The following is a 21,889-nucleotide window of genomic DNA, read 5'->3' as shown; positions in this document are numbered from 1 at the left end:
TGGCAGAGTTTATTTTTGGAACACCCCCACCATAGCCCTGCCGGGATAGAGGAGAGAACGGGCACGTCATGAAGGCTATGCTCAGCCGCTCTTCACAGCAACGGAACAGGCAGGAACCCCGTCTGGCCCCACACGGGCAGACTGCGGGCCAGCCCCATGATGCACAGCCGGACGCAGCCCTGCCCGCCCATGAGCGGGAAAGCCTGAAGCCGTCTCTCACCCCCGTGCCCCGCCCGCTTGGGCGGCAGTATCCGCGCGTCAAGGGTACGCCTACCCCGCTCATCCGCCGGGAACTGTATGCTGAGCCAACGCTCGGCCCGGTGCTGACCAGTTCCGCCGTAGCGCATTTCCTGCTGCTGACAGCCCTGTTGTGGCAGACCACACACCACAACCCGCAAGGCTCGCCCGAGGGCACACAACCGCCGTCTGTGGAGATGGTGTTTGCCGCCCCCCAGACCTCCAGCGGCATGACAGGCCAGCAGTCGCCCGATGCCGGGTCCGGCAACGCGGGCAAAACGGCCAGCACCGCCGGGCAGGCCGAACCCAACCCGGAAGACGCCGCCCCCGGCCCCGCCGTACCGTCTGATGACATCCCGACTGCGCCGGAACTGCCAACCTCCAGCGACGGCCTGCCCAAACCCACGCCGCAGGAGCATAAAACGGTCAAACCGGCGCACACGCCCTCCGGCCACAAACCCAACGCCAGCAGCAAGTCTGCTGCTGTGCCAAAAGCCAAGCCCCAGCCGAACAAACGCCGCCATGCTGCGTCTCCGTTTGATAACCCGATGGACCTCTCGTTCAACGAGGCCCCGGCACCGCGCCGCCACCGTACAGGCCGCCCCGGCGGGTCTGGCGGGCCTATTGATATGTCGGTTGGTCCTGTGGTGGAAAACGGGGCCATTAACGCGCATTACACCTCCCGCGCCTCCATCAAGGGTGTGAGCGATGATTATGGGCAGCAGATCAATGAATGGATCGAGCGCCATAAATTCTACCCTGAAGAAGCCGCCCGCAATGGGGAGGAAGGCCCGGCCTCCGTGCATGTGGTGCTGGACCGCACAGGCCGCGTAAAATCTATTTACGAGACAGGGTCCTCCGGCTCCTATTATCTGGACGCCGCAACAACCAGCATGTTCCGTGGCGCACAGTTGCCGCCAGTGCCGCCCAACATGCAGGGTGACCACTTCGATATTGACCTGACCATGAACTATATTCTGATCAGGCGATGACAGATGCGCCACAGCTTGGTAGGTGTATCCCACCCACACAGAATTTGCCTGTGATGTCTGGCACCGGAGACTGAACACAAAACCACCGGACATCCGGGTGATGACATAGCCCCTCATAGTTTCGAAACATCCTGAAGAATGCCGCAAAGAGCATGGGAGTTTGACGTATGACCATTTCACAGGGACACCCCTTCAAGTCACGCTACGCCAACTATATTGGTGGTGACTGGAAAGCGCCGGTCAAAGGCGCTTACATGACCAACATTTCCCCCATTGATGGCCGCACCCTGTGCGAAGTCCCGCAATCCACCGCTGAAGATATTGAGCTGGCGCTGGACGCGGCCCACAAGGCTTTTCAAAGCTGGAAGCATGTCTCCGTGGCAGATCGGGCCAACATGCTGCTTAAAATTGCAGACCGGATGGAAGCCAACCTTGATGCTCTGGCCCTTGCCGAGACATGGGACAACGGTAAGCCTATCCGTGAAACGCGCAATGCAGATATTCCTCTGGCCATAGACCATTTCCGGTATTTTGCAGGCTGCATCCGTGCGCAGGAAGGTGGCATTACCGACCTGAACGAACTGACTATCGCCTACCATTTTCATGAACCACTGGGCGTTGTAGGGCAGATTATCCCTTGGAACTTCCCGCTGCTCATGGCGTCATGGAAGCTTGCACCCGCTCTGGCTGCGGGCAACTGTGTAGTGCTTAAGCCAGCAGAAACCACACCCGCCAGTATTCTGGTGCTGCTGGAACTGATAGGCGACCTTATACCGCCGGGTGTGCTGAACGTGGTCAACGGCCTTGGGCGGGATGCCGGGGCAGCGCTATCCACCAGCCCACGCATTGCCAAGGTCGCCTTCACCGGCTCCACCCCAACCGGCAAGATGGTAGCCCACGCGGCGGCGGAAAACCTTATTCCCGCAACGCTGGAACTGGGCGGCAAGTCCCCCAACATCTTCTTTGCTGACGTGTTGGACCATGATGATGACTACCTGGACAAAGCACTAGAAGGCTTCACGCTTTTTGCGCTCAATCAGGGCCAGATCTGCTCCTGCCCCAGCCGCGCACTGGTGCAGGAATCCATCTATGACAAATTCATGGAGCGGGTTTTGCCACGGGTGCAGGCCATTAAACAAGGCAACCCGCTGGACCCGGAAACCATGATGGGTGCCCAGAACTCCGCCATGCAGGCCAACAAGATTATGGATTACATCCAGATTGGCAAAACGGAAGACCGGGCAGAGCTTCTGGTAGGCGGTGCCCGCCCGGACCTTGGCGCTGGCTTGCAGCACGGGTTTTATGTGCAGCCCACCCTGTTCAGGGGGGATAACACCATGCGTATTTTCCGTGAGGAGATTTTTGGCCCCGTCCTGACCGTCACCACTTTCAAGACGGAAGAAGAAGCGCTGGCCATTGCCAACGATACGGAGTTCGGGCTGGGTGCCGGGGTGTGGTCACGCTCCAGCAACACCTGTTTCCGCACCGCCAAAGGGCTGGAAGCAGGGCGTGTCTGGGTGAACTGCTACCATGTTTATCCTGCTGGGGCTGCGTTTGGCGGCTACAAAAAATCCGGCATTGGGCGTGAGACGCATAAGTCTGCGCTGGAACATTACCAGCAGACCAAAAGCATCCTCACCAGTTACTCTGAGAAAAAACTCGGTTTCTTCTAAGTCTTTTCAGGAGCGGCCTGCACAAAAGGCCGCTCCTTGCTTATGCGGACAGGTGCCGCTCCTGCCAGAATGTAAAAACTGGTTCTGGCACATATAAAGTTGTCTTGGCACGGGTACAGGCAACATAGAGCAGGTTAATCTCCTGGTCGCACTCCTCCATACGGCGCATCAAGCGTTCTTTCTGCCGGAGTTTGAATTTTTCAGAAAACTCTGGCTCATCCTCCACATTCGCAAGCCGCGCTAGTGCCCGCTCCCGCCGGGTCGCCCACTCGGCTGGTGAGAGAAAGTCATCCAGCATAATAACCGTATCAAACTCGCGCCCCTTGGCTTTATGGGCAGTGGAGCAGACAAGACTAACATCGGCGGCATTATCACAATGAAGCGCCTGAATGGTCTTTATTTTCTCGTCCAGATCAAACCCGTGCTTGTCCACAATGGTGAAGAGCCGTTTGGCGGTAGGGTCTGCATTATCGCCTTCCTTGGCGGCAACAAGCTCCTTCCAGGAGCCGAAGGGCACGCCCCCTTCCGGCCCTCGCGCCGTAGGGTTGGAATGCCTGCGATACAACGTGAGCGCTGAGCGAATTTCCTGCACCATGTCCTGAATACCGCCAAGAACATGAAAAGGCGTTTTTATATTCACAAGGCTTTCAAATAGCCGCGCGTTGGTGCGGGCCAGAATCAGGGTGTTTTTCGCAGGCCGAACCTTACCTGTATAATGCCGGATAGATGTTTTAAGGGCCGGGTTACCGCGCAACGGATAATGCGGGGGCTTGGTATGTTGCGCCAACACAGCGTTGGCCAGTCTGGCAAGCTCCTCCCCAAAGCGCCAGCTTCGGCTCAGGGGGAGCGCCTGCACGCTCAGGCCGGACATAGCATCCACCGCACCCCGAAAAGCATAAATGGACTGGTGCGGGTCCCCCACCGCCACCAGCGGCAACCCGGACTTTTGCAGAATGGAGAACAGAACCGGGTTCAGGTCCTGCGCCTCATCCACCATGATATAGTCATAGCCGCTGATGGTCCGTTCCATCTCAAAACGCTTCAGGTACACATCATGCGTAATGGGGAAGCTGTGCCGCTCATACCGGATGATATATTTGAAGGCCGCCGCCACAAAGGTCCGCACCGCGCGGTTGCGCTTGGCGTCCGGGTCCGGGCAATGCGCCTGTGTCAGCTTGGTGCCTGCGCTGATTAAAAAGGCTGTCAGGGTTTTTAAAACCGTATCCGCTGTGCCGGGCGGGGCGGTCTGGCCCATCTCCTTTTCCAGTTGCCGCACATGCCGGATGCTATAGCGGGGGATAAGCCGCTCCCCTTCAAGGGCACGGATATTCAGGTCCGTAAACGCGTAGCTATGGGCAGTGCGCGCTTGTATCTGGCGGCCAAAGCGGGCGCGGGCGTCCCGTGCAATGGCGGCATTAAAGGCCAGGTACAACCCCTTATACTGGCCCCATTGCTCACTATACATAACGAGCGTGCTGGTCTTGCCGCACCCAGCCCCCGCAACAACCTTGAAACTTTGCGTGGGGCTTTTTGCCAGAATTGTCTTCTGCTCAGGCGTACACGCCACCATCCGCTGCCCTACCCCTCTCTCAACCCCAAAGAAGCGGCTTGTAGCCCAGTTGGGCCGCCCTGTGCAGGGCCTTATGCAACCTGCGGCAGCCCGCGCCCTCACAAAGAACTGAATTACACAAACAGCATCCCTGCTTTACGGTGGCAAAATGTGTGAAATTGCCGGATACTCACACCACTCCTCCTGCGGGCAACCGCCTTATCACCGGCCATCTGACCTGCCTTGAAAGGGCCTGCGCCTATGCCGTCTTCTTCTTCTGCTGTTCTGCCCGAGGGCGTGCCGACAATCCGCGTGGTGGCCATGCCAAGCGACACCAACCCGGCCGGAGACGTTTTTGGTGGCTGGATCATCTCCCAGATGGATCTTGCAGCAGGCACCACGGCAGCCTTCCGCGCCAACGGGCGTGCGGCCACGGTCGCAATCAACGGGCTGGTGTTTCTGGAACCCGTAGCCGTGGGGGATGAGGTGAGCATTTACACCCATATTGCCAAAGAGGGCCGGACCTCCATGACCATTCATGTGCAGACATGGCGGCGGGCGCGCCATACGCACAAGACCTCCAAGGTGACCGAGGGTGACTTTACCTTTGTGGCACTGGACGCCAACCGCCGCCCCCGCCCGCTGCCCACCCGCACCCCCACGGATGCACCGGTTGACCCTGTTGTCTGAAGCCTGACGCCACGCGGGGCCACACACTGTGCCCCGCATTTTTACGTTCTGTTTCAAGATGTTGCGCCTGGCCAGCCTTAGTGGTGTGATACCCCTGATGGGCATGAACACCATTTTTTGGCCCTTTCCCATTCCGTAGCGCCGTAATTTCGGCTAGAGCCTTTGGCGCGTCACAGGCTGTCTTGCAGCCTATGGAGCGCCCACCATGAGGCATCTTTCTGTCAGGTTTGACGTTTAACCCCCAGAAGCGCCGTATTGGCGGCGTGCGTGGTACCGGTGTGGTATCAGGCATGACACACAGTTCAATACGCCAGAGCACCATGCAGGGCCACCTGCGCGGTGCCCTAGCGTGGGCAGTTTTCCGGGCAGACGCAGCCCGGAACAACAGGCAGCCAAGTTAGTCAGGATGGGGACCCGGCGCACATGAAACACTGGCAGATTGACCAACTCCCATGGGACAGTTTTGACCCATCCAAAGTTGACCCTGAGCTGCTCAAGGCGGTCAAAGCTGCGTCTGTCGTTGAGCGTAATAGCGTGGATTATGCCATCTACCTCAACAATGTCTTCAAGGATGACCCGGACTTCCAGCAGGCTGCCGACCACTGGGCGGTGGAAGAAATTCAGCATGGGGATGCACTGGGCCGCTGGGCCATGCTGGCTGACCCAAGCTGGGACTATGAGGCAGCCTTCCAGCGCTATCGGGACTTCTACCACATCAAGCTGGACGTTGATCAGTCCGTCCGTGGCTCCCGCACCGGGGAGCTGATTGCGCGTTGCATGGTGGAGACCGGAACATCCTCCTTCTACACAGCCCTTGCCGATGCAACGGAAGAACCAGCCCTCAAAGCCCTGTGCAAGCAGATTGCGGCAGATGAGTTCCGGCACTTCAAGCTGTTTTATGACCACATGCAGCGCTACCTGAAGCGGGAGAAAATCGGGACCCTGCAACGCCTGCGCATCGCCCTTGGCCGCGTGACGGAAAGCGAGGATGACGAACTGGCCTCCGCTTACTACACCACCAATGAACCCTCCTCTAAACCCTATGACCATAATGACTGCATTGCCAATTACATGGCGCGGGCCATGCGGTCTTACCAGCCCAAGCATTTGCGCCGTGTTATTGGCATGGTGTTCAAGACAACAGGGCTGACACCGCACAGCAAATTGCAGGACGCGGCCTTCTGGGTGGCGGAAAAACTGTTCTTCAAACGCCAAAGAAAATTTGCGAAACTCGTTGGCATAAACTGAGCATTTTATGGCGGGAGGGGCTGATGTCTCTCCCCTTTTTTGTCTGGCATTATAAAAACAGACTAAAATTTAAACCTTATAAAAACGAATAATTCCTATAATTATTCTGCATTTTTCAAAGAAAATAACCAATTTCGCAACCTTCCTGGGTTGCTCCCGTTTGGGGTGCAGTGCGGCAGCTTACCTGCCTGCGGCCATCAGCCCATCACCCCGACCTTGCGGAAGGCCTGATGGTGCCCCTCATTCATACCGGAGCACATCATGACGGACCATACCACCAAACCGGAACATGACGCCGCACGCCGCCGCCTGTTCAGGGTTGCGGGCATAGCCGCTGCGGCAGGTGCTGCAACGCTCCCCTTCCCCGCCGCCAATGCAGCGACCCCTTCCTCTTCTGCCGGAGGCACCATGCCCAGCACACCACCGCTTAAGGACCCACGTACCGCCTATGTAAAAGCCCCTTTTGCAAAACAGCCCCAACCCTGGCCTGGCTTAAACGGCAAAATGCACCCACTGCCAGACTGTGGGGAGGCAAGCTATAAAGGCAGCAACCGGCTACTGGGGCGCAAAGCCCTGATTACAGGCGGAGATTCCGGGCTGGGCCGCGCCGCCGCTATTGCCTATGCGCGTGAAGGGGCGGACGTTGCCATAAACTATCTTCCCGCAGAAGAAAGTGACGCCGCCGAGGTTGCCGCGCTAATTGAAAAGGAAGGCCGCAAATGTGTGCGCATTCCCGGTGACCTGCGGGAGGAAGCCTTTTGCCACACACTGGTGCAACAGGCCGCGCAGGCCCTTGGCGGGCTGGATATTTTTGTAAACTGTGCAGGGCGGCAGGAAACACATGACAGCCTGCTGGATGTCAGCACCGAAGCCTTTGACTGGACCCTCAAAACCAACCTGTACGCGCTATTCTGGCTCAGCAAGGCGGCAATTCCGCTTATGCCGCCGGGGTCCAGCATTATTTTCACCTCATCCACCAATGCGTTCAGCCCATCAGTCAATATTCTGGACTACTCCATGACCAAAGCGGCCATTGCCAATTTTGCCAAGGGGCTGGCGAAACAGCTTGTGGAAAAAGGTATTCGGGTCAACGCCATTGCGCCGGGTCCGTTCTGGACACCGCTTCAGGTCAGCGGGGGCCAGACCATGGAGAATGTTGAGAAATTTGGTGCAGAAACACCCATGGGCCGCCCCGGGCAACCTGTCGAACTGGCACCCGCCTATGTGCAACTGGCCTCAACCGAGAGCAGTTACATGACAGGTCAGATTATTGGGGCAAATGGCGGCATGTGCCTGCCATAAAACAGTACGCCGTGTTTTACCGGCACTGTGCAACGGGGGCGCGTCATACGCCCCCGTTTTTTATTAAAGCTGGTTACAGTTTTCTGCAAAAGGCTTGTGTGCAAAACGATCTTTTATCCAGTTAATCTGGTCCTGCGTGGAATAGATCATGGTCGGGTCATGATCCAGACCGGGGTATACATGGAAGAACAGCTTAATCCCGTTTTTGCAGGCCTTGCGCGCCTTAGCCTTTACCCCGTTAGGCGGAACGGACACGTCGCCGCTGCCTGTCAGCACCATCAGCGGGCCTTTAACCGGCAGGGTACCCACAGCATCTTCTTTTAAAAGTGCCTGCACAGCCGGGGCTTTTGTCCAGTTGGGTTTCATGATGTCTGCGCTGCTTTTGCCGGTATAGGCTGCATGGCCGGTAAACCAGCACCCCTTGGTGGCAAGCAGCGGGTAATGCTCATACCCGGCGGCTGTCAGAACCGTTTTTTCATCAAAGCCTGGGTAACGGGCTTTGACCCCAAACGCCACCATGGGGAAGTAGAACGGCGCACCGCCTTCCTCCTTTTTGGGCGCAATGAAATTGAGCATGTTGATAGTGCCGGAGACAGACACAGTGCCCAGATAGTCAGGGTTGTTAAGCTGCTGCTCCATCTCCCCCACGCTCCAGGCTGCCATGCCCCCCTGTGAATGGCCATCGGCCACCCATTGTTGGCTAAGAAGGCCTGGCAAGGCTTCATGGGCGGCAGCTACGGAATAGATGACATCATAGCCCTGAGACAGCTTGTTCATGTAGTGGTGCGCACCCGGCGTACCCTGCCCATGATAGTCCGTCGCCACAACGGCCAGACCCGCCTTGGGGAAGTCAAACAAGCCTTCATCCCCATAATACAGGTCTTTCATCAGGGACGGCGCGCAGGTCTGCGCAACACCGCTGGTGCCGTGCGCCCAAGCCACTGTTGGCCACCCGCCAGAGGGTGCGTTACCCGCTGGCAGCAGGATAAAGGCGGAGGCCAGAACATCTTTCCGCTCTGCATCTAGAGAATGATAAATAATGCGCCATACGGTCATGCCCGCAGGCACCGAGTAGTCGGTCGCTTTTTCTGCCCGCACCAGTTTACCGGGCCATGCAGAGCCTGTGTCAGGCTGGGTGTAAAACGATGTTACGGGCAGTGCGAGGGATGCCTCCTTGGCCATGGCATCGGGGATGGTGCGGGGCAGTTCTTCCATCTGCGCGGCTGGCGCGGTTTGAGCCACTCCCGTAGCCCCCGCACCAACAGATACGGCAACAGCAGCCACGCCGCCCACCAAAACCTTGCGCCACACACCAGAAAACACCATGAAATTACGCCTTATTTCTAAAATGACACTCTACGAGTAGGGTAGAAAAACCGGAGAACACGCTCCGGCTTTCGCTTACCGGCTGTAAGTGAGCAACACACCCATATAACGCGGCCGCATGGTGGACTGCTGTTGCAGCAGAGACCCATTGACCTGGCTCATGCTGGTCACCATTGGGCTGAGGTTCGGCAGGTTGTTGACGTAGAAAGACAGGTTCATGTTGTTCTGGAACTTGGCCCCTACACGCAAAGTCAGGTAATTCTGAGCCTGTGTCAGGTAATAACCGTTGTTATAGACCAGCGTTGACGGGTCGCGCTGAATGGTGGTGCCATTAGGGCGGCTGATGTACTGATAGTCCGTCCGCACATAAAGCTGGCTATGGGCAATGGACAAAATGTGTTTTGGAATATTGTACTGGACGCCAAGGCTATAGGTCCAACCCGGTGTGCCCAGAGAATCCCCTTTGCGGGCCAGCAGGCCTTCCCCATTATTCCCCACAAAGGAATTTTTGGTGTAGTGCGCGTCCGTAAAGCCCAACGTGGTGTCAATCGCCAAACCATCCACAGGGTACAAGGTGGCTTGCAGGTCAAACCCTTTGCTGACCGCTTCCCCCATATTGGTGGTGTACTGCACCCCACATTCCGGCAGATACGCATTCTGCTGAATGTTGGACCAGTTGATGTAATACAGGCTGCCCGCAATTTGCAGACGGTTGTTAAAGAACTGGTTTTTAGAGCCGAGTTCCCAGCTTTTAACAGAGTCAGACTTATATTTGTCCGGCGCTGAGCTCATGCCAAAATTGTCCAAGTCGTTCTGGCACAAACGCTGTGGCACGGGTGTATTGGCACCCCCCACACGCCAGCCTTTGCTCCAGCCTGCATACACCATGGAATGGCGGTCAATCTGGTAGCTCAGGGTGAATTTGGGCGTTACGGGGTTTTCCGTAATACCACCAGCCCCGGTGGTGCGGGCCGCGTTATGGCTACCATCTGCAAAGTTGGTGAAGCTGTAATCCGCATGTGTATAACGGATACCGGCATCAAATTTCAGACCTTTGATGATCTCAACAGTCGCGTTTGCAAAAACGGCGGTCTGCTCATCTTTGGCGCGGGTCTGGTTGATGTAGGCATATTTACCAACATCCGGCCAACCGCCCCAGAACTCACTGGCGGACTGGTCAAACAGCAGGCGCGTGAACTGGTCTGACTGCTGGTCTTCCAGCCGTTCGGAGCTCATCTGCTTGTCGTTCTGGTAATACACACCCGCCACCCACATCAGGCGGTTGAACACAGGGTTGCGTGACTGTACGCGGAATTCTTCCGTAAAGTTACGCTGCTGGTTCAGAATGGTAGATGGCCCGTAATAGTAAGGCAGTTTGGGATTAATACCTTGCGGGGTCAGCAGGGGATAGTACGGGCTGCTGCTGTCCAGAAACTCGTTATAGTAAGACAGATCGTAAATTGTGCCGTTGTAGCTGGTCACGTTGTTACGGTGCAGATAGGCCGTGTTGGAAATAAGCGACACATTCCCAATGTCATATTTCACGTTCAGAGAGGGCAGGAAAAAGCGGTCCGTGCTCTTCTGGTATTCTGGTGAGTTGACATAGAACTGCTGCTTGGACGGGTTGGAAAGCCCGGCAAAATAGCTGTCCGTATCCCCCACCAGGCGCTGCTGATACAAAATGGACGGCGTGATGGTCAGGTTTTCCATCGGCTTGGCCAGAATGGACCCGCGGAACACGTTGACATCGTTATTATTGGTGTTTTTGGCCACTTTTTGCCCGGTGCGGTAATCCAGATGGTCCAGATACCCACCTTCACCCTGCCGCTCAGCACTCACCCGGAAAGCCAGCTTGTCCTTTATCACCGGGCCACCCAACGCTACGCCAAGGTCATAAGTCGGGGCGCCGTACTGTGAGGCCGAAACATCCGCACGGGCGTAGGAAGTGTATTTCTTCAGGTTCGGTGCTGGCGTGATATAGCGCACCGCACCGCCTTCTGCCCCAGCGCCAAACAGGGTGCCCTGTGGGCCGCGCAGCACTTCCACGCGCTCCATGTCAAACAGTTGGGGCACGGAGTTTTCAGCATTAAAGCCAAGGTTACGGATCTGGATGGGTGTGTCATCCAGATAAATACCCGTGGTGGCAGACCCGGCACTGGAAGCCAGCCCACGCACGATGGGGGTTTTGGAAGTCGGGTCAAATGTCAGGCCGGGCGTAAACCGCAGCACGTCCTGAATGGTTTTTGCACCCTTCATGTCCAGATAAGCCTGATTATAGGCCGCAACACTCACTGGTACCCGCATGATGGAAGTTGCCCGCCGTGTAGACGTCACGGTCACGGCTTCCATAGCGCCTGCGGCCTCTTTAGCAGCGGCGGTGCGGCGGGAAGGTTTGGCAGATACGGCGGCACCAGTCTGCGCCGGTGTTGTGCGGGCCGCTGTGGTTTTGGCTGTGCCAGTCTGCGCCCCTGCATGGGCAACTGTGTGGGATTTGCCTACTGTACGCTTGTGCGCCGCGGTCTCTGCCGCGTTGGCATAGCCTGCCACACAGGCCAGCAAGGATAGTGCTCCAACTGCCATGGCAGAGGACGCCGCCCGCTTGTCCAGCCCGGATGAATTGGCCAGCATCTGCCTGCCGGAAAGGGTCCGGTAACGCTTCCATCGTGGTTTGGGATGAGAGGGTGCAGGCATGAGGCAGGACTTTCTATTATGCAGGGGCGTCAGGAATTAATGGCCTGTTGCTATAGAAACCCTTGTCCTCTCTGCAATAATTTTTAAGGCTTATGCGAAATTGTAACAGTTCTCTGTTACCCCTTTCACACACCCCTGTGACTTTTTTGACCTTTTACGAACCTGCGATAGGCTGCCACTTTGCCAGATGCCTTACCAAGGGAGACACCGCATCATGTTCAACCATGTTACACTGGGCAGTAACGATATTGCCCGTTCAAAAGCCTTTTATGATGCCACACTGGCTGCATTGGGCGTGCCTGCCGCCATACAAGATGCCAAGGGCCGCCTGTTTTACCTGCATGATGGCGGCATGCTGATGATCACCACACCACTGGACGGCCAACCCGCCACGCCAAGCAACGGCTTTACACTGGGGTTCAAGGCCGCAACGCCAGAACAGGCTGCGGCATGGCACAAGGCAGGCGTGGAAAACGGTGGCACAGCCATTGAAAACCCACCCGGCGTGCGCCCCCTGCCAACAGGTGACCTGTATCTGGCCTATTTGAAAGATCCAGACGGCAACAAGCTTTGTGCCGTACACAAAATGCCAGCAGCTTAAGCAGGCCATAAAGCCCGTCTGGTAAAAGCCTTGCCAGACGGGCTTGTGGAGCGCACGCACTCCCTATGGCGCGCTTTTAAAAACCCCCGGCCCTCTCCCCAAAGCCTTGCCGTGTAACGCGCACTCTTGCTTTGGAGGTCATGTCTTTTTGTTAGCAAAAAAAACAGGCCCTTAATTCCGCTTGATCTCGCCCAGCAACAGGCCAACTACCGCACCAATCGCGTTGCACCCAGATGCCCTATTGCTGCTGCCCCTACACAAAGCAGAACAGACGCCACAACCGTCAGCATTGCGCGCCCCCACGCACCAGTCCGCATAAGGTCAAGCGTCTGAAGACTGAAGGAAGAGAACGTTGTGTACCCGCCGCATAGCCCCACCATAACAAACAACCGCAGATTGTCCGATGCCGCATAACGGCTGCTCTCCACGGTCAGGCTGGCAAAAAATGCAATAAGGAAAGAGCCAACCGTATTAATGGCAAGAATGGTGCCCCACGGCATGGCGCGGCTGTACGGAATAGTCAGCACTGTCACCACATAGCGCGCCAGTGTGCCCAACGCCCCACCCAGCATGACAATCAGACAGCTATAAAATGACATACGGCCCAGTTCCTTAAACCTTGGCGGGCACGTAGGACGCCCACCGCTAAAGGGCAGACCACAGCGTATGCCACGCGGCCTGCACCCATGTTGCACGGTAGGAGTCATCAGCCCCCGTTTTCAGGGGGCGGTTATAAGGGGGCACTCCATCCCCTGTTCTGCCCTGTATAAAGAAGGGCTTGCTGCATCTCAAGTCATGCTTGTGTTGCATGGAGGTCACTTAGACCCGCTGTTTTGCCATAGCTCCTGCCTGCCTGCCCCATGGCTAGGGTTTTGAAAAGGCGTTCCCAGCCTCTCCATACGCGGCGGAAGACTGCCTCTTTCTGTTACATCCTGCCTGATACTTCGTGCCTTCAGACTGTGCGCGTGCCATTATAGTATGGCAAACAATCACTTTAATTCCCGCAGCAATGGGCGTATTGGCCTGCGCCTACGCTTTTTTGTCTGGCAGCACAGGCAAAAAACTCTCTCTACAGTTCCTATAGATGTGGTTTGACGGCAATGGACCCAAAAACTCTGTTCTCCGGCATGGCGCTGGCCTTCGGGGCATATGCCTCATTCGCCATAAGCGATGCCTTTTCAAAACTCTTGGCCGGAGCACTGGATCCGTTTGAAGTTGCCTTTTCAGGCGGTATTTTTGGCTGCCTGATCCTGCCGTTTTTACGCAAACCCCACGAATCCTACCTTGATGTCATCCGCCCGCAAAAGAAGGGCATGTGGATCCTGCGCGCCACATGCGTGTTCGTGGCCACCGCCGCCAGTGTGGAAGCCTTCATGCTGCTTTCCATGCCGGAAGCGCTGTCCATCATGTTTCTGATGCCGCTTTTTGTCACCATCCTCTCCGTCGTGCTGTTGAAGGAGAAGGTTACCCTCTGGGCGTGGCTGGCTGTGGTGATGGGGTTTGTGGGGGTGCTTATTGTGCTGCGCCCTGGCGTGCGACCACTTAACCTCGGGCATCTGTGCGCCCTGCTGGCTGCCTTTGCCAATGCAGGCAGTGTTATTGCCTACCGCCTTGCCAGTGCGGAAAGCGTACGCCTGTCCCTGTTTGGGTCCAGCCTTGTTGGCCCCATTATTGGCAATGGCCTCCTCATGGCGCTTCATGCCTCCTGGCCGCATGGCGTGGCAGAATGGAGCTTCCTGTTCGGGTATGGTTTTCTGGCCGCCCTCGGGCAGTTGATGATGATGTTGGCCACGGCCCGCGCCCCTGCCAACCGTGTTGCGCTGCCGCAATATAGCCAGATGGTATGGGGGGTGGTGCTCAGCTACATCCTGTTCCATGAACCGCTGGATGGTTGGACCTTTGTGGGCATTACCGTGCTCACCTGCTCCGGTATGCTCAACTGGGTGCGCCAGCGTATCCGTTATGAGCGCATGGCCATGAAGGAACGCTGGGAACGCCAGAAGGCCCGCCGCGCAGCCAAAAACGCGGCACGGCTTGCCGAAAAGAAAAGCCGCGCAGCCCCCAGCCAAAGCTAGCAGCGGCACGGCCCGTTCTTCGCCCTGCGAAGTGTTTCACGTGGAATCCACTCGCGCAGGCATCTCGTAAGACCAGCCATAGCATGGCCCATGTCTATGGCTGGAGCGCCTCCCGACCCGCTTTAGGGCCGTTGAATACGGCAGGCAAACGGCTCGTGCAGAGCCCTGCGGCGCACGCAACGGGGCAGCAGTTCCTGCACCATGCTCATCGTTGCGGTCTCGGACAGCCCGGTCTCTTTGGACAGAGTCGCCAGTTCTTCCGGCGTGAAGAACTGCCTTATCTGCTCTTCCGTAGCGGGAGCAGCCTTGTCCTGCGCCTGCCAGCCCCGAATGACGGGCAGCATTTCCACGTGCTCTGCGCGTCGTTCCAGCTTGCTGGGGTGCCCCGGTTGAGGAAGCGGCCCAAGAATGTCATTGAGTAGAGAAAGCAGGCCAGATTCATCCTGTGTCGCAAAGGTCAGAAAATCCCCGACCTGAGAGGCAGCAGACGTTACAGCATTGGTGAGTGTCATGGTCGGTGTCTCCTGAAGTGGGCACGCAACCTGCCTGATCTTTTTATAGGTTATTTGGTGGCAGGTTACGCGTTGTTTACACCGGGCTGGGCAGAAGGAGGTGAGGACGCTCACGGGCTACCTCTCCCTTTTTCTGCCACCCTGCACAGTCCAACGCCGCCATAGGCATATCGTTCTGGCAGCACACGCAAATGTGCGTCGTTTTTAAACGGCCATGGTGCGGTCAACGGCCAGACCGGCAGAGGCCTGACAGGTCGGCATCATTTCAATTTCGTTGATATTCACATGCGGCGGCAGCTTGAGCACCCACGTCACGGTTTCCGCAATATCTTCGGGCAGAAGCGGTTTTGTGTTGTCATACACCGCATCCGCCTTGTCCTTGTCACCCAGGCGCACCTGGCTGAACTCACTCCCGCCACACAGGCCTGGGGCGATGGTTGTAGCCCGCACCTGCTTGCCCAGCAGGTCACTGCGCAGGTTGCGCATAAACTGGTCTACAAATGCTTTGGTCGCGCCATACACATTGGCTCCCGGGTACGGATACGTGCCCGCTGTACTACCCAAAGAAATAACGTGCCCGGCATTACGCGCCACCATTCCGGGCAGCAGGGCACGGGTTATTTCAACAAGGCCGGTGACATTGGTTGCAATCATCTGCTCCCAATCTGCCGGTTTGGTCTGCCATGCCTTTTCCAGCCCCAGCGCAAGCCCGGCGTTATTGACCAGCACATCCACCTGCTGCCAGCCCTCCGGCAACGCATCCGGCAGCGCCTTTATGGCCTCAAGGTCCGTCATATCCAACACGAACGGCAGCACGGCACCGCCTGCCTGTGCAGCCAGTGCGTCCAACCGTTCTTTACGGCGGCCTGTTGCAATAACGCGGAACCCTTCCTTGACCAGCCGCAGGGCAATGGCATGGCCAAACCCGGCAGTGGCCCCGGTGACCAGAACGGTTTTAAGCGGATGTGTCATAACTGTTTCTCCCTGCTTGGCATGTGGCTATACGCCACACACGGACAGGGGCATCATGCCCTGAGTTCGGCTTTCTCAAAAGCCCGTTTGCGTCAGGGCGCTGGTGCAGCCTCTACATTTTGGGCCGCTTGTGTCAGCACACGGCGCTCATAGGGCCGCAGCAGGTCAGCCAACGTCTGCCGGTCCAGCACGGCCATGAAGGCCCCCATCGCTTCCCCCAGCACGCCGCGCAAATGGCAACCACCGGCCAGCAGGCACCCCGCCCCGGCCTGTCTTTTTTCACCCGGCATAGAGGGAGCCATACAGGCCACTAGGGCCATATCTTCCTCCGTGTGGCGCACCACATCGCCTATGCAAATATCCTCCGGCGCACGGCCGAGCATTAGCCCGCCATTGCGGCCCCGCAACGTATCAATAAAACCGCCACGGCCCAGATGGTGAATAACCTTCACCAGATGATTTTCAGAAATTCCATAGGCCTCCGCCACCTCCCGGATGGACACCCGGCGGTCTGCATGCACGCCAAGGTAGAGGAGCGTGCGGAGGGCGTAGTCTGTGTAAACGGTCATGCGCATGGGGCAAAGCTACCGCAACTTGACAGCCCATATCCAGCGTTCAATAAGGTGTGTGAAATATACATCTTTAAGGAGATCGAGTCCGTGGCCCCCTCACTTGACGACAAGACCCGCGCCATCATCACCGCCTGCGTTCCGGCCCTTGAAGCCCACGGCGTGGATATTACGCGGGAAATGTACAGCCGCCTGCTGGCAGACCCCGCCATTAGTGCGCTCTTCAACCGCTCCCACCAGCAGAATGGCAGCCAGCCCACTGCACTGGCGCTGGCCGTGCTGGCTTACGCCCGCAACATCAATAACCTTGGTGCCCTGACCGGCATGATTGAGCGCATTGCGGAAAAACATGTCGGGCTGAATATCCTGCCCGAACATTACCCCCATGTTGGGACAGCCCTGCTAGGCGCGATTGAGCATGTGCTGGGAGAGGCCGCCACGCCGGACATCATGCAGGCATGGGCAAACGGCTACCAGTTTCTGGCTGACGTGTTGATAAACCGTGAAAAACAGCTTTACGACCAGACAGCCAGCGCCCCCGGCGGCTGGGCAGGCTGGCGGCCTTTTGTTATTCGCAGCCGTGTGCAGGAAAGCCCTCGGGTGCTGTCCCTGTATCTGGAACCCAAAGATGGGCAGCCTGTGTTGCAGCATAAACCGGGGCAGTATCTCAGCTTCAACATCACGGTGCCGGGGCTTGGCACACAGCGCCGCAATTATAGTATTTCCTCAGCACCGTCTGAACGCGGATACCGCATCAGTGTCAGCCGTGCGCCAGAAGGGCTGGTCTCCAACTGGCTGCATGACCACGCGCCAGAAGGTACGGAACTTCTGGTCTCCGCTCCGGCTGGGTCTTTCACACTGGGTATGCCTGCCCCGGCTTCTACCGTTCTGCTGAGCGCTGGCGTGGGGCTTACGCCGTTTCTGTCCATGCTGGAAGCCGCTGCCAACGGGCCGCATGGTGCGCTCCACTATATTCATGGCACGCATAGTGCGGAAACCGAGGCCTTTGGCCCCCGCTTGCACGCGCTTGCCGCCCAAGGCGTGGTGAAGGCCGATGTGTTTTACACTCATGCCTCCCCCGCCAATACGGCAGAAGCTTCCAGCGCCGTACAGGTGCATGAAGGACGGATAACGCCTGAATGGGTTAAAGCCAATACGGCTGAGGATGCTGTCTATTACATCTGCGGGCCAGAAGCCTTCATGCTGCGCATGATAGACGGCCTGAAGGCGGCTGGTGTGCCAGAAAACCGCATCCGGCATGAGGTCTTTGGCCCTGCCACCACAGTAGAAGACACGTTGCACGCAGCCTGAAGCCCACCCGAGTAAAGCCCGACCAACCGGAACCAGACCATGAACCACGCCACCTCCTCTCACCCGCATTCAGCCACCCCTCCGGGCGGCACGGCCCACCGTGTAGAGGGGGCGGCTGGCCCCATTTTCCTCCGCCGGGTGTATGAAGACCCAACACCGGAAGATGGGGCACGTGTGCTGGTGGACCGGCTCTGGCCACGCGGGGTGAGCAAGGAACGCGCCCACCTGACCCTGTGGCTGAAGGACATTGCTCCTTCCACCGAACTACGGGAATGGTTTGGCCATGACCCGGCCCGGTGGGAGGGCTTCCAGCAGCGTTATAAGGCTGAAGTCGCGCAGAATCCGGACGCCATGGCCCAGCTTGTCGCACTGGCCCGCAAGGGGCCTGTCACCCTGTTATTTGGGGCCAGAAACACAACGGAAAACGAGGCCGTTGTATTGGCGCAGCTTTTACAGGCCGCATGTCATACACCGTGACATTCCTGTTAAAAGAACAAACCAAGAAAGCCGAGAAAAAGCCGCGCCCCGCCTACCTGTGGCAATTCTATCCACAGAGTTTTCCCACAATCTCTCCCCGCTTTCTGTGGATAACATTGGGGGAGTTTGCGTAGCCCTGTTGCCCAAAAAGTGCAGTTTTTAGCGGGTTACAGCTTTTTGCTCCGAGTCCGGCAGAAAACCGCTTGACGGCACACAGACTCAGCGAGTCCTTTCTTTTTCAAATAATCCACATGGTAAGCGGCGCGTTTTACCTGCCACTTACTGTCAAGATGTTTACTGCTTTTTAGCAGGATGAGCCGCAGGCTGTTGCAGTCCTGCGACGGTCTTGGCACAAGAGACCCCGTAAAATCTTAAGACTTTCAGGCCCTGCGGCTGCTCCGGCGCCGCTGGCACCCAGGGATAAAAAACGGCGCCATGCATTTTGTTCTGACTTTTTCCTGCCCGGACCGCCCCGGCATTGTTGCGGCCATTTCTTCCGTACTGGTCCAGCGAGGGGCCAATATTTCAGAAACCCACCAGTTCAGTGACCCGGATAGCGGCCAACTGTTCATGCGGCTGGCCTTTGTGGCCCCCCATACCAACAGCCTTGAAGAAATGGAAAGCGGGCTGAAACCCGTGGCGCAGGAATTTGGCATGACCATGCGCCTGCACAACACGGCTGTTTTGCCGCGCATCATCATCATGGTCTCCCGCTTTGACCATGCGTTGCTCAACCTGCTCTATCAGGTACGGGTCAACTGGCTGCGGGCCGAAATTGTTGCCATTGTCTCCAACCATCAGGACAGCGCCCAGACGGCGGCCCATGCTGGTATTCCCTACCACTACTGGCCTGTCACCAAAGACAACAAAGCCGAGCAGGAAGACAAACTCCGCGCCCTTGTGCAGGATACCGGGGCAGATCTTGTCGTGCTGGCACGCTATATGCAGGTGCTGTCTGACGCCCTGTCAACGGAGCTGCGTGGGCGGATCATCAACATCCACCACTCCTTTCTGCCGTCCTTCAAAGGGGCGCGGCCTTACCATCAGGCGCATGCACGCGGGGTCAAGCTGATTGGCGCTACGGCCCACTACGTCACGGCGGATCTGGATGAAGGCCCGATTATTGAGCAGGAAACCGCCCGCGTAAACCATGCCCTCTCCCCGGATGACTATATTGCAACAGGACGTGGCGTGGAATCTCAGGTACTGGCACGGGCTGTTAAACTGCATGTGGAGCAGCGGGTCATGCTGAACGGCCATCGCACTGTCGTGTTTGCGTAGCGTTAGGGGATCAGCCACATGACAGCGCCCTCTGGTCGACCGGACCATTCTGGTATCAACTGGCGGGCCTGCCTGCTCTGTGTGCTGACCAATTTTGCGGTTGTCATGAGTTGCGCCACCTTGCTCCATACGCTGGGGCTGGCACCGTCCGTTGTGGCAAAAACTCCCCCTTTCCAGAAACTGGCCGTCATAGGTTTAGCGATAGCCCCTCTACTGGAAACGTCTCTCTTCTTTTCCCTACCCTATTTTCTTTTGAGCAAAACATCACTCCCCCAACGCGCTGTGTGGTGGCTGTTCTTTATAATCAGTATAACGTCGTTCGGGGTTTCGCATTATGGCGGCGTAACCCCCGGCTTCCACCGTAACTGGCTGCAAGCCTTGGTGGTGGGTGGCTTTGGGGGGTTATGTTATGCCCGCTGTTTTTATGTGACTATGCGCTCCCGCATTGGCAGCCCGTTTTTAACGACGGCCCTGTCCCACTTTTTGTATAATTTTATGGTTTTAACAGCGGTTTTTCTGTTCGGGTAGCGTCAGGTGTTTTTACGCACCGGCTTTACCCCTGCATGACGCCACGCACGCCAGCCCGCCACTGCCAGCACCACAAACACGGCATATAAGACTGCGGTTAGATACAGGCCACGAATGGTAAACATGACCGTGTATGCAGCATCTATCACACCCCATAGCCACCAGCAGGCACTATGCCGCCGCGCCATCCAGACCTGCGCCAGAATACTATAGGCGCTCAACAGGGCATCCAGCAGCGGCATGGGGTCATCCGTCAGGGTTTGCAAGGCATAACCACCCACCAAACCGCCCAGCGCCGCAACGAAAAGTCCTGACCAGAAGAGCATATTTTTCAGCGGGACAATATACACCGCCCCATCCGTTTGCACGCCACGCAGCCACCGCCACCATCCGTACAGAGACAAGGCTGCAAACACACCCTGTAGCGCCATATCCGCATAAAGATGCGCCTGCCAGAACACAACGCCGTATAAAACACTCGCAAGGCTCATGACCGGCCAGCAAGCCATGGCGCGGCGGCCTGTCAGCCAGACACCAAGCGCACTGAGGGCCGCGGAGACAGTTTCCAAAGCCGTCATGCTGCGGCTTCTCTTTTGAAAATTTTCCTGATCATGCCTGTTTTGGCCCTACTGCCTGAGGCTCTTGCGCTGCCGTGCCCAGCCACGTCAGCACCGCCCTGCCCTGCCCTGTTGCAAACCAGCGGGCATGGCCCAGAAGATACTCTGTATAGGCAACCTCGGCTGACGCAGCGTCCTGCAAAAGCGTGCCAAAATAGGCCACTTCCGAGAGTGCAAATTCAACATGCACCAACGGCAAAAACGCACCAAGCTGTGCGCAGTCCTGCGGCGCAAGGGGTTTGGCCTGCGCGTAACCGTTCAGGAAGGCGGCCATGTGCGGGTAAAAGACGCGCCTGTTTTCTGCCGGGTCCAGCCAGTCTACCATGCTGCGTTCAAGTGCTACAGCAAGGTCAAACATGGCGCTGGTGCGGTCCGCCATGCCAAAATCCAGCACGCAGCTTACGCTGCCCTGCGGCTCTGCCGGGTTGTGGGCGCCCTGCCCCTGCTGCCAGAACAGGTTGGAACCATGCCAGTCTCCATGCCCCCAAAGTGTGGGCAGTGTTGCCAGATGTGGCTTCAGGCGGTCATGCAACGGTACCAGAACAGCAGCACAGTCTGCCAGCCAGGAGCGGTGGGCCAGTTGCGGCATAAGCCCCGGTTGCAGCGCCACCCAGTTTTGTAAGGCATCCAGAAAATCGGGCTGACCAATAGCGTTCAGGCTGGAGGTCAGCGGTCGGCCTGCCCGCAACCCGGCCGCACTCCGCTCACCACGCCCCGGTGCGGGATAGGAGGCAGACGCCTTATGCAGCAGCGCTAACGCACGCCCTGCCGCCGTGGCGTGGCCTGCATTTTTATAAGGTTGCCAGGACATGACATCCCGGTACACATCCTGCCCTGCGGCAAGAGGAAAGACCTCATACGTCCATTCCCCTAAAGCCAGCGCCGTAGCGCCGGACCGGGTGACGCACGGTAGGCAAACAGGCACGCCGTGCTGGTGCAGGTGCCGCATAAAAGCGTGTTCCTCCTGCAAGGCCGCAACACCACGCAGGGAGGCATGATGGCGCTTTATCAGGAAATCTCCCGCCCCATTCTCGCGTTCTGAACAGCCAGCACCGTCTATCCGCGCGGCGGCGGAAAACGGGCGCATACTGTTCCAGCTTACCGTTGGTGCGGGCGGCAGGTCTGGATACTGCGCCGCCACGGCCTGAATTTCAGCCTCGGTCAGGCACGGCCAGTCACGTTTGCTCTGCACCCCATGCACACCAAACTGACCGACTGGAGCACTTTTTTTTCCCATA

General features: G+C 57.6%; 21 protein-coding genes and 1 riboswitch. Of the genes, 12 read left to right on the top strand and 9 right to left on the bottom strand.

Annotation, left to right across the window (positions count from 1 at the left end; translation table 11 throughout):
* Positions 1–68 precede the first annotated feature (68 nt).
* On the top strand, positions 69–1,229 hold the full coding sequence (locus tag Abci_RS01450; protein WP_048837380.1) for an energy transducer TonB: 1,161 nt from the start codon (positions 69–71) through the stop codon (positions 1,227–1,229).
* A gap of 167 nt (positions 1,230–1,396) precedes the next feature.
* The gene (locus Abci_RS01445) at positions 1,397–2,902 is read left to right on the top strand and encodes an aldehyde dehydrogenase family protein (RefSeq protein ID WP_048837379.1); all 1,506 of its coding nucleotides are present in this window, start codon (positions 1,397–1,399) and stop codon (positions 2,900–2,902) included.
* Between the two features lie 40 nt (positions 2,903–2,942).
* Here the strand turns inward: Abci_RS01445 and Abci_RS01440 are convergent, their stop codons facing one another.
* Positions 2,943–4,472, bottom strand: coding sequence for a UvrD-helicase domain-containing protein (locus Abci_RS01440; RefSeq protein ID WP_048837378.1), 1,530 nt, complete (start codon positions 4,470–4,472; stop codon positions 2,943–2,945).
* Between the two features lie 240 nt (positions 4,473–4,712).
* On the opposite strand from Abci_RS01440, the gene Abci_RS01435 reads away from it, so the two are divergent.
* From Abci_RS01435 to Abci_RS01420, 4 genes are all read left to right on the top strand, one after another.
* Positions 4,713–5,141 carry an acyl-CoA thioesterase gene (locus tag Abci_RS01435; protein ID WP_048837377.1) on the top strand — a complete coding sequence of 143 codons (429 nt, stop codon included), beginning with the start codon at positions 4,713–4,715 and terminating at the stop codon, positions 5,139–5,141.
* Between the two features lie 227 nt (positions 5,142–5,368).
* Entirely contained in the window at positions 5,369–5,542 is a 174-nt protein-coding gene (locus Abci_RS01430; RefSeq protein WP_158319766.1) for a hypothetical protein, read from the top strand.
* A gap of 22 nt (positions 5,543–5,564) precedes the next feature.
* Positions 5,565–6,389 carry an acyl-ACP desaturase gene (locus Abci_RS01425; RefSeq protein ID WP_048837376.1) on the top strand — a complete coding sequence of 275 codons (825 nt, stop codon included), beginning with the start codon at positions 5,565–5,567 and terminating at the stop codon, positions 6,387–6,389.
* Between the two features lie 261 nt (positions 6,390–6,650).
* Complete coding sequence (locus Abci_RS01420) at positions 6,651–7,691, top strand: SDR family oxidoreductase (protein ID WP_052944746.1); 1,041 nt, start codon at positions 6,651–6,653, stop codon at positions 7,689–7,691.
* 63 nt (positions 7,692–7,754) lie between these two features.
* Here Abci_RS01420 and Abci_RS01415 read toward each other — a convergent pair whose 3' ends face one another.
* Entirely contained in the window at positions 7,755–9,017 is a 1,263-nt protein-coding gene (locus Abci_RS01415) for an alpha/beta hydrolase family protein (protein ID WP_084597470.1), read from the bottom strand.
* A gap of 75 nt (positions 9,018–9,092) precedes the next feature.
* Positions 9,093–11,708 (bottom strand): TonB-dependent receptor, encoded by a 2,616-nt coding sequence (locus tag Abci_RS01410; protein WP_084597469.1) that lies wholly within the window; start codon positions 11,706–11,708, stop codon positions 9,093–9,095.
* A gap of 214 nt (positions 11,709–11,922) precedes the next feature.
* Between Abci_RS01410 and Abci_RS01405 the strand changes: the two genes are divergently transcribed.
* Positions 11,923–12,309, top strand: a complete 387-nt coding sequence (locus Abci_RS01405) for a VOC family protein (protein ID WP_048837374.1) — start codon at positions 11,923–11,925, stop codon at positions 12,307–12,309.
* Positions 12,310–12,515: 206 nt separating this feature from the next.
* On the opposite strand, the gene Abci_RS01400 is transcribed toward Abci_RS01405, so the two are convergent.
* The gene (locus tag Abci_RS01400; protein WP_048837373.1) at positions 12,516–12,908 is read right to left on the bottom strand and encodes a CrcB family protein; all 393 of its coding nucleotides are present in this window, start codon (positions 12,906–12,908) and stop codon (positions 12,516–12,518) included.
* Between the two features lie 91 nt (positions 12,909–12,999).
* Positions 13,000–13,071: riboswitch (Fluoride riboswitch) on the bottom strand.
* Positions 13,072–13,409: 338 nt separating this feature from the next.
* Here Abci_RS01400 and Abci_RS01395 point away from each other — a divergent pair.
* On the top strand, positions 13,410–14,384 hold the full coding sequence (locus tag Abci_RS01395) for a DMT family transporter (RefSeq protein ID WP_244877552.1): 975 nt from the start codon (positions 13,410–13,412) through the stop codon (positions 14,382–14,384).
* 122 nt (positions 14,385–14,506) lie between these two features.
* Here Abci_RS01395 and Abci_RS01390 read toward each other — a convergent pair whose 3' ends face one another.
* The 3 genes from Abci_RS01390 to Abci_RS01380 all read right to left on the bottom strand — a co-directional run bounded on the left by Abci_RS01390 (position 14,507) and on the right by Abci_RS01380 (position 16,443).
* Complete coding sequence (locus tag Abci_RS01390) at positions 14,507–14,896, bottom strand: hypothetical protein (protein WP_048837372.1); 390 nt, start codon at positions 14,894–14,896, stop codon at positions 14,507–14,509.
* Positions 14,897–15,100: 204 nt separating this feature from the next.
* Positions 15,101–15,868, bottom strand: a complete 768-nt coding sequence (locus tag Abci_RS01385) for an SDR family NAD(P)-dependent oxidoreductase (RefSeq protein ID WP_048837371.1) — start codon at positions 15,866–15,868, stop codon at positions 15,101–15,103.
* A gap of 92 nt (positions 15,869–15,960) precedes the next feature.
* A complete protein-coding gene (locus tag Abci_RS01380; protein WP_048837370.1) occupies positions 15,961–16,443 on the bottom strand; it encodes an RrF2 family transcriptional regulator in 483 nt (160 codons plus the stop codon).
* Between the two features lie 84 nt (positions 16,444–16,527).
* On the opposite strand from Abci_RS01380, the gene hmpA reads away from it, so the two are divergent.
* The 4 genes from hmpA to Abci_RS01360 all read left to right on the top strand — a co-directional run bounded on the left by hmpA (position 16,528) and on the right by Abci_RS01360 (position 20,034).
* Positions 16,528–17,748: an NO-inducible flavohemoprotein gene (gene hmpA, locus Abci_RS01375; protein ID WP_048837369.1), complete on the top strand. Its 1,221-nt coding sequence runs from the start codon at positions 16,528–16,530 to the stop codon at positions 17,746–17,748.
* Between the two features lie 39 nt (positions 17,749–17,787).
* Positions 17,788–18,225, top strand: a complete 438-nt coding sequence (locus tag Abci_RS01370) for a DUF488 domain-containing protein (protein WP_084597468.1) — start codon at positions 17,788–17,790, stop codon at positions 18,223–18,225.
* A 435-nt stretch (positions 18,226–18,660) separates the two neighbouring features.
* Positions 18,661–19,506, top strand: coding sequence for a formyltetrahydrofolate deformylase (purU, locus tag Abci_RS01365; protein ID WP_084597467.1), 846 nt, complete (start codon positions 18,661–18,663; stop codon positions 19,504–19,506).
* 18 nt (positions 19,507–19,524) lie between these two features.
* On the top strand, positions 19,525–20,034 hold the full coding sequence (locus Abci_RS01360; protein ID WP_048837367.1) for a hypothetical protein: 510 nt from the start codon (positions 19,525–19,527) through the stop codon (positions 20,032–20,034).
* A gap of 2 nt (positions 20,035–20,036) precedes the next feature.
* Here the strand turns inward: Abci_RS01360 and pnuC are convergent, their stop codons facing one another.
* Both pnuC and Abci_RS01350 read right to left on the bottom strand, forming a co-directional pair.
* Positions 20,037–20,612 carry a nicotinamide riboside transporter PnuC gene (gene pnuC / locus Abci_RS01355; RefSeq protein WP_048837366.1) on the bottom strand — a complete coding sequence of 192 codons (576 nt, stop codon included), beginning with the start codon at positions 20,610–20,612 and terminating at the stop codon, positions 20,037–20,039.
* Between the two features lie 31 nt (positions 20,613–20,643).
* Positions 20,644–21,888 (bottom strand): phosphotransferase enzyme family protein, encoded by a 1,245-nt coding sequence (locus tag Abci_RS01350; protein WP_048837365.1) that lies wholly within the window; start codon positions 21,886–21,888, stop codon positions 20,644–20,646.
* Position 21,889: the final 1 nt, after the last annotated feature.

Origin of the sequence: Acetobacter cibinongensis, assembly GCF_000963925.1 — a bacterium.
Lineage (GTDB): Bacteria > Pseudomonadota > Alphaproteobacteria > Acetobacterales > Acetobacteraceae > Acetobacter > Acetobacter cibinongensis.
This window is presented reverse-complemented; position numbering and strand designations above follow the sequence as displayed.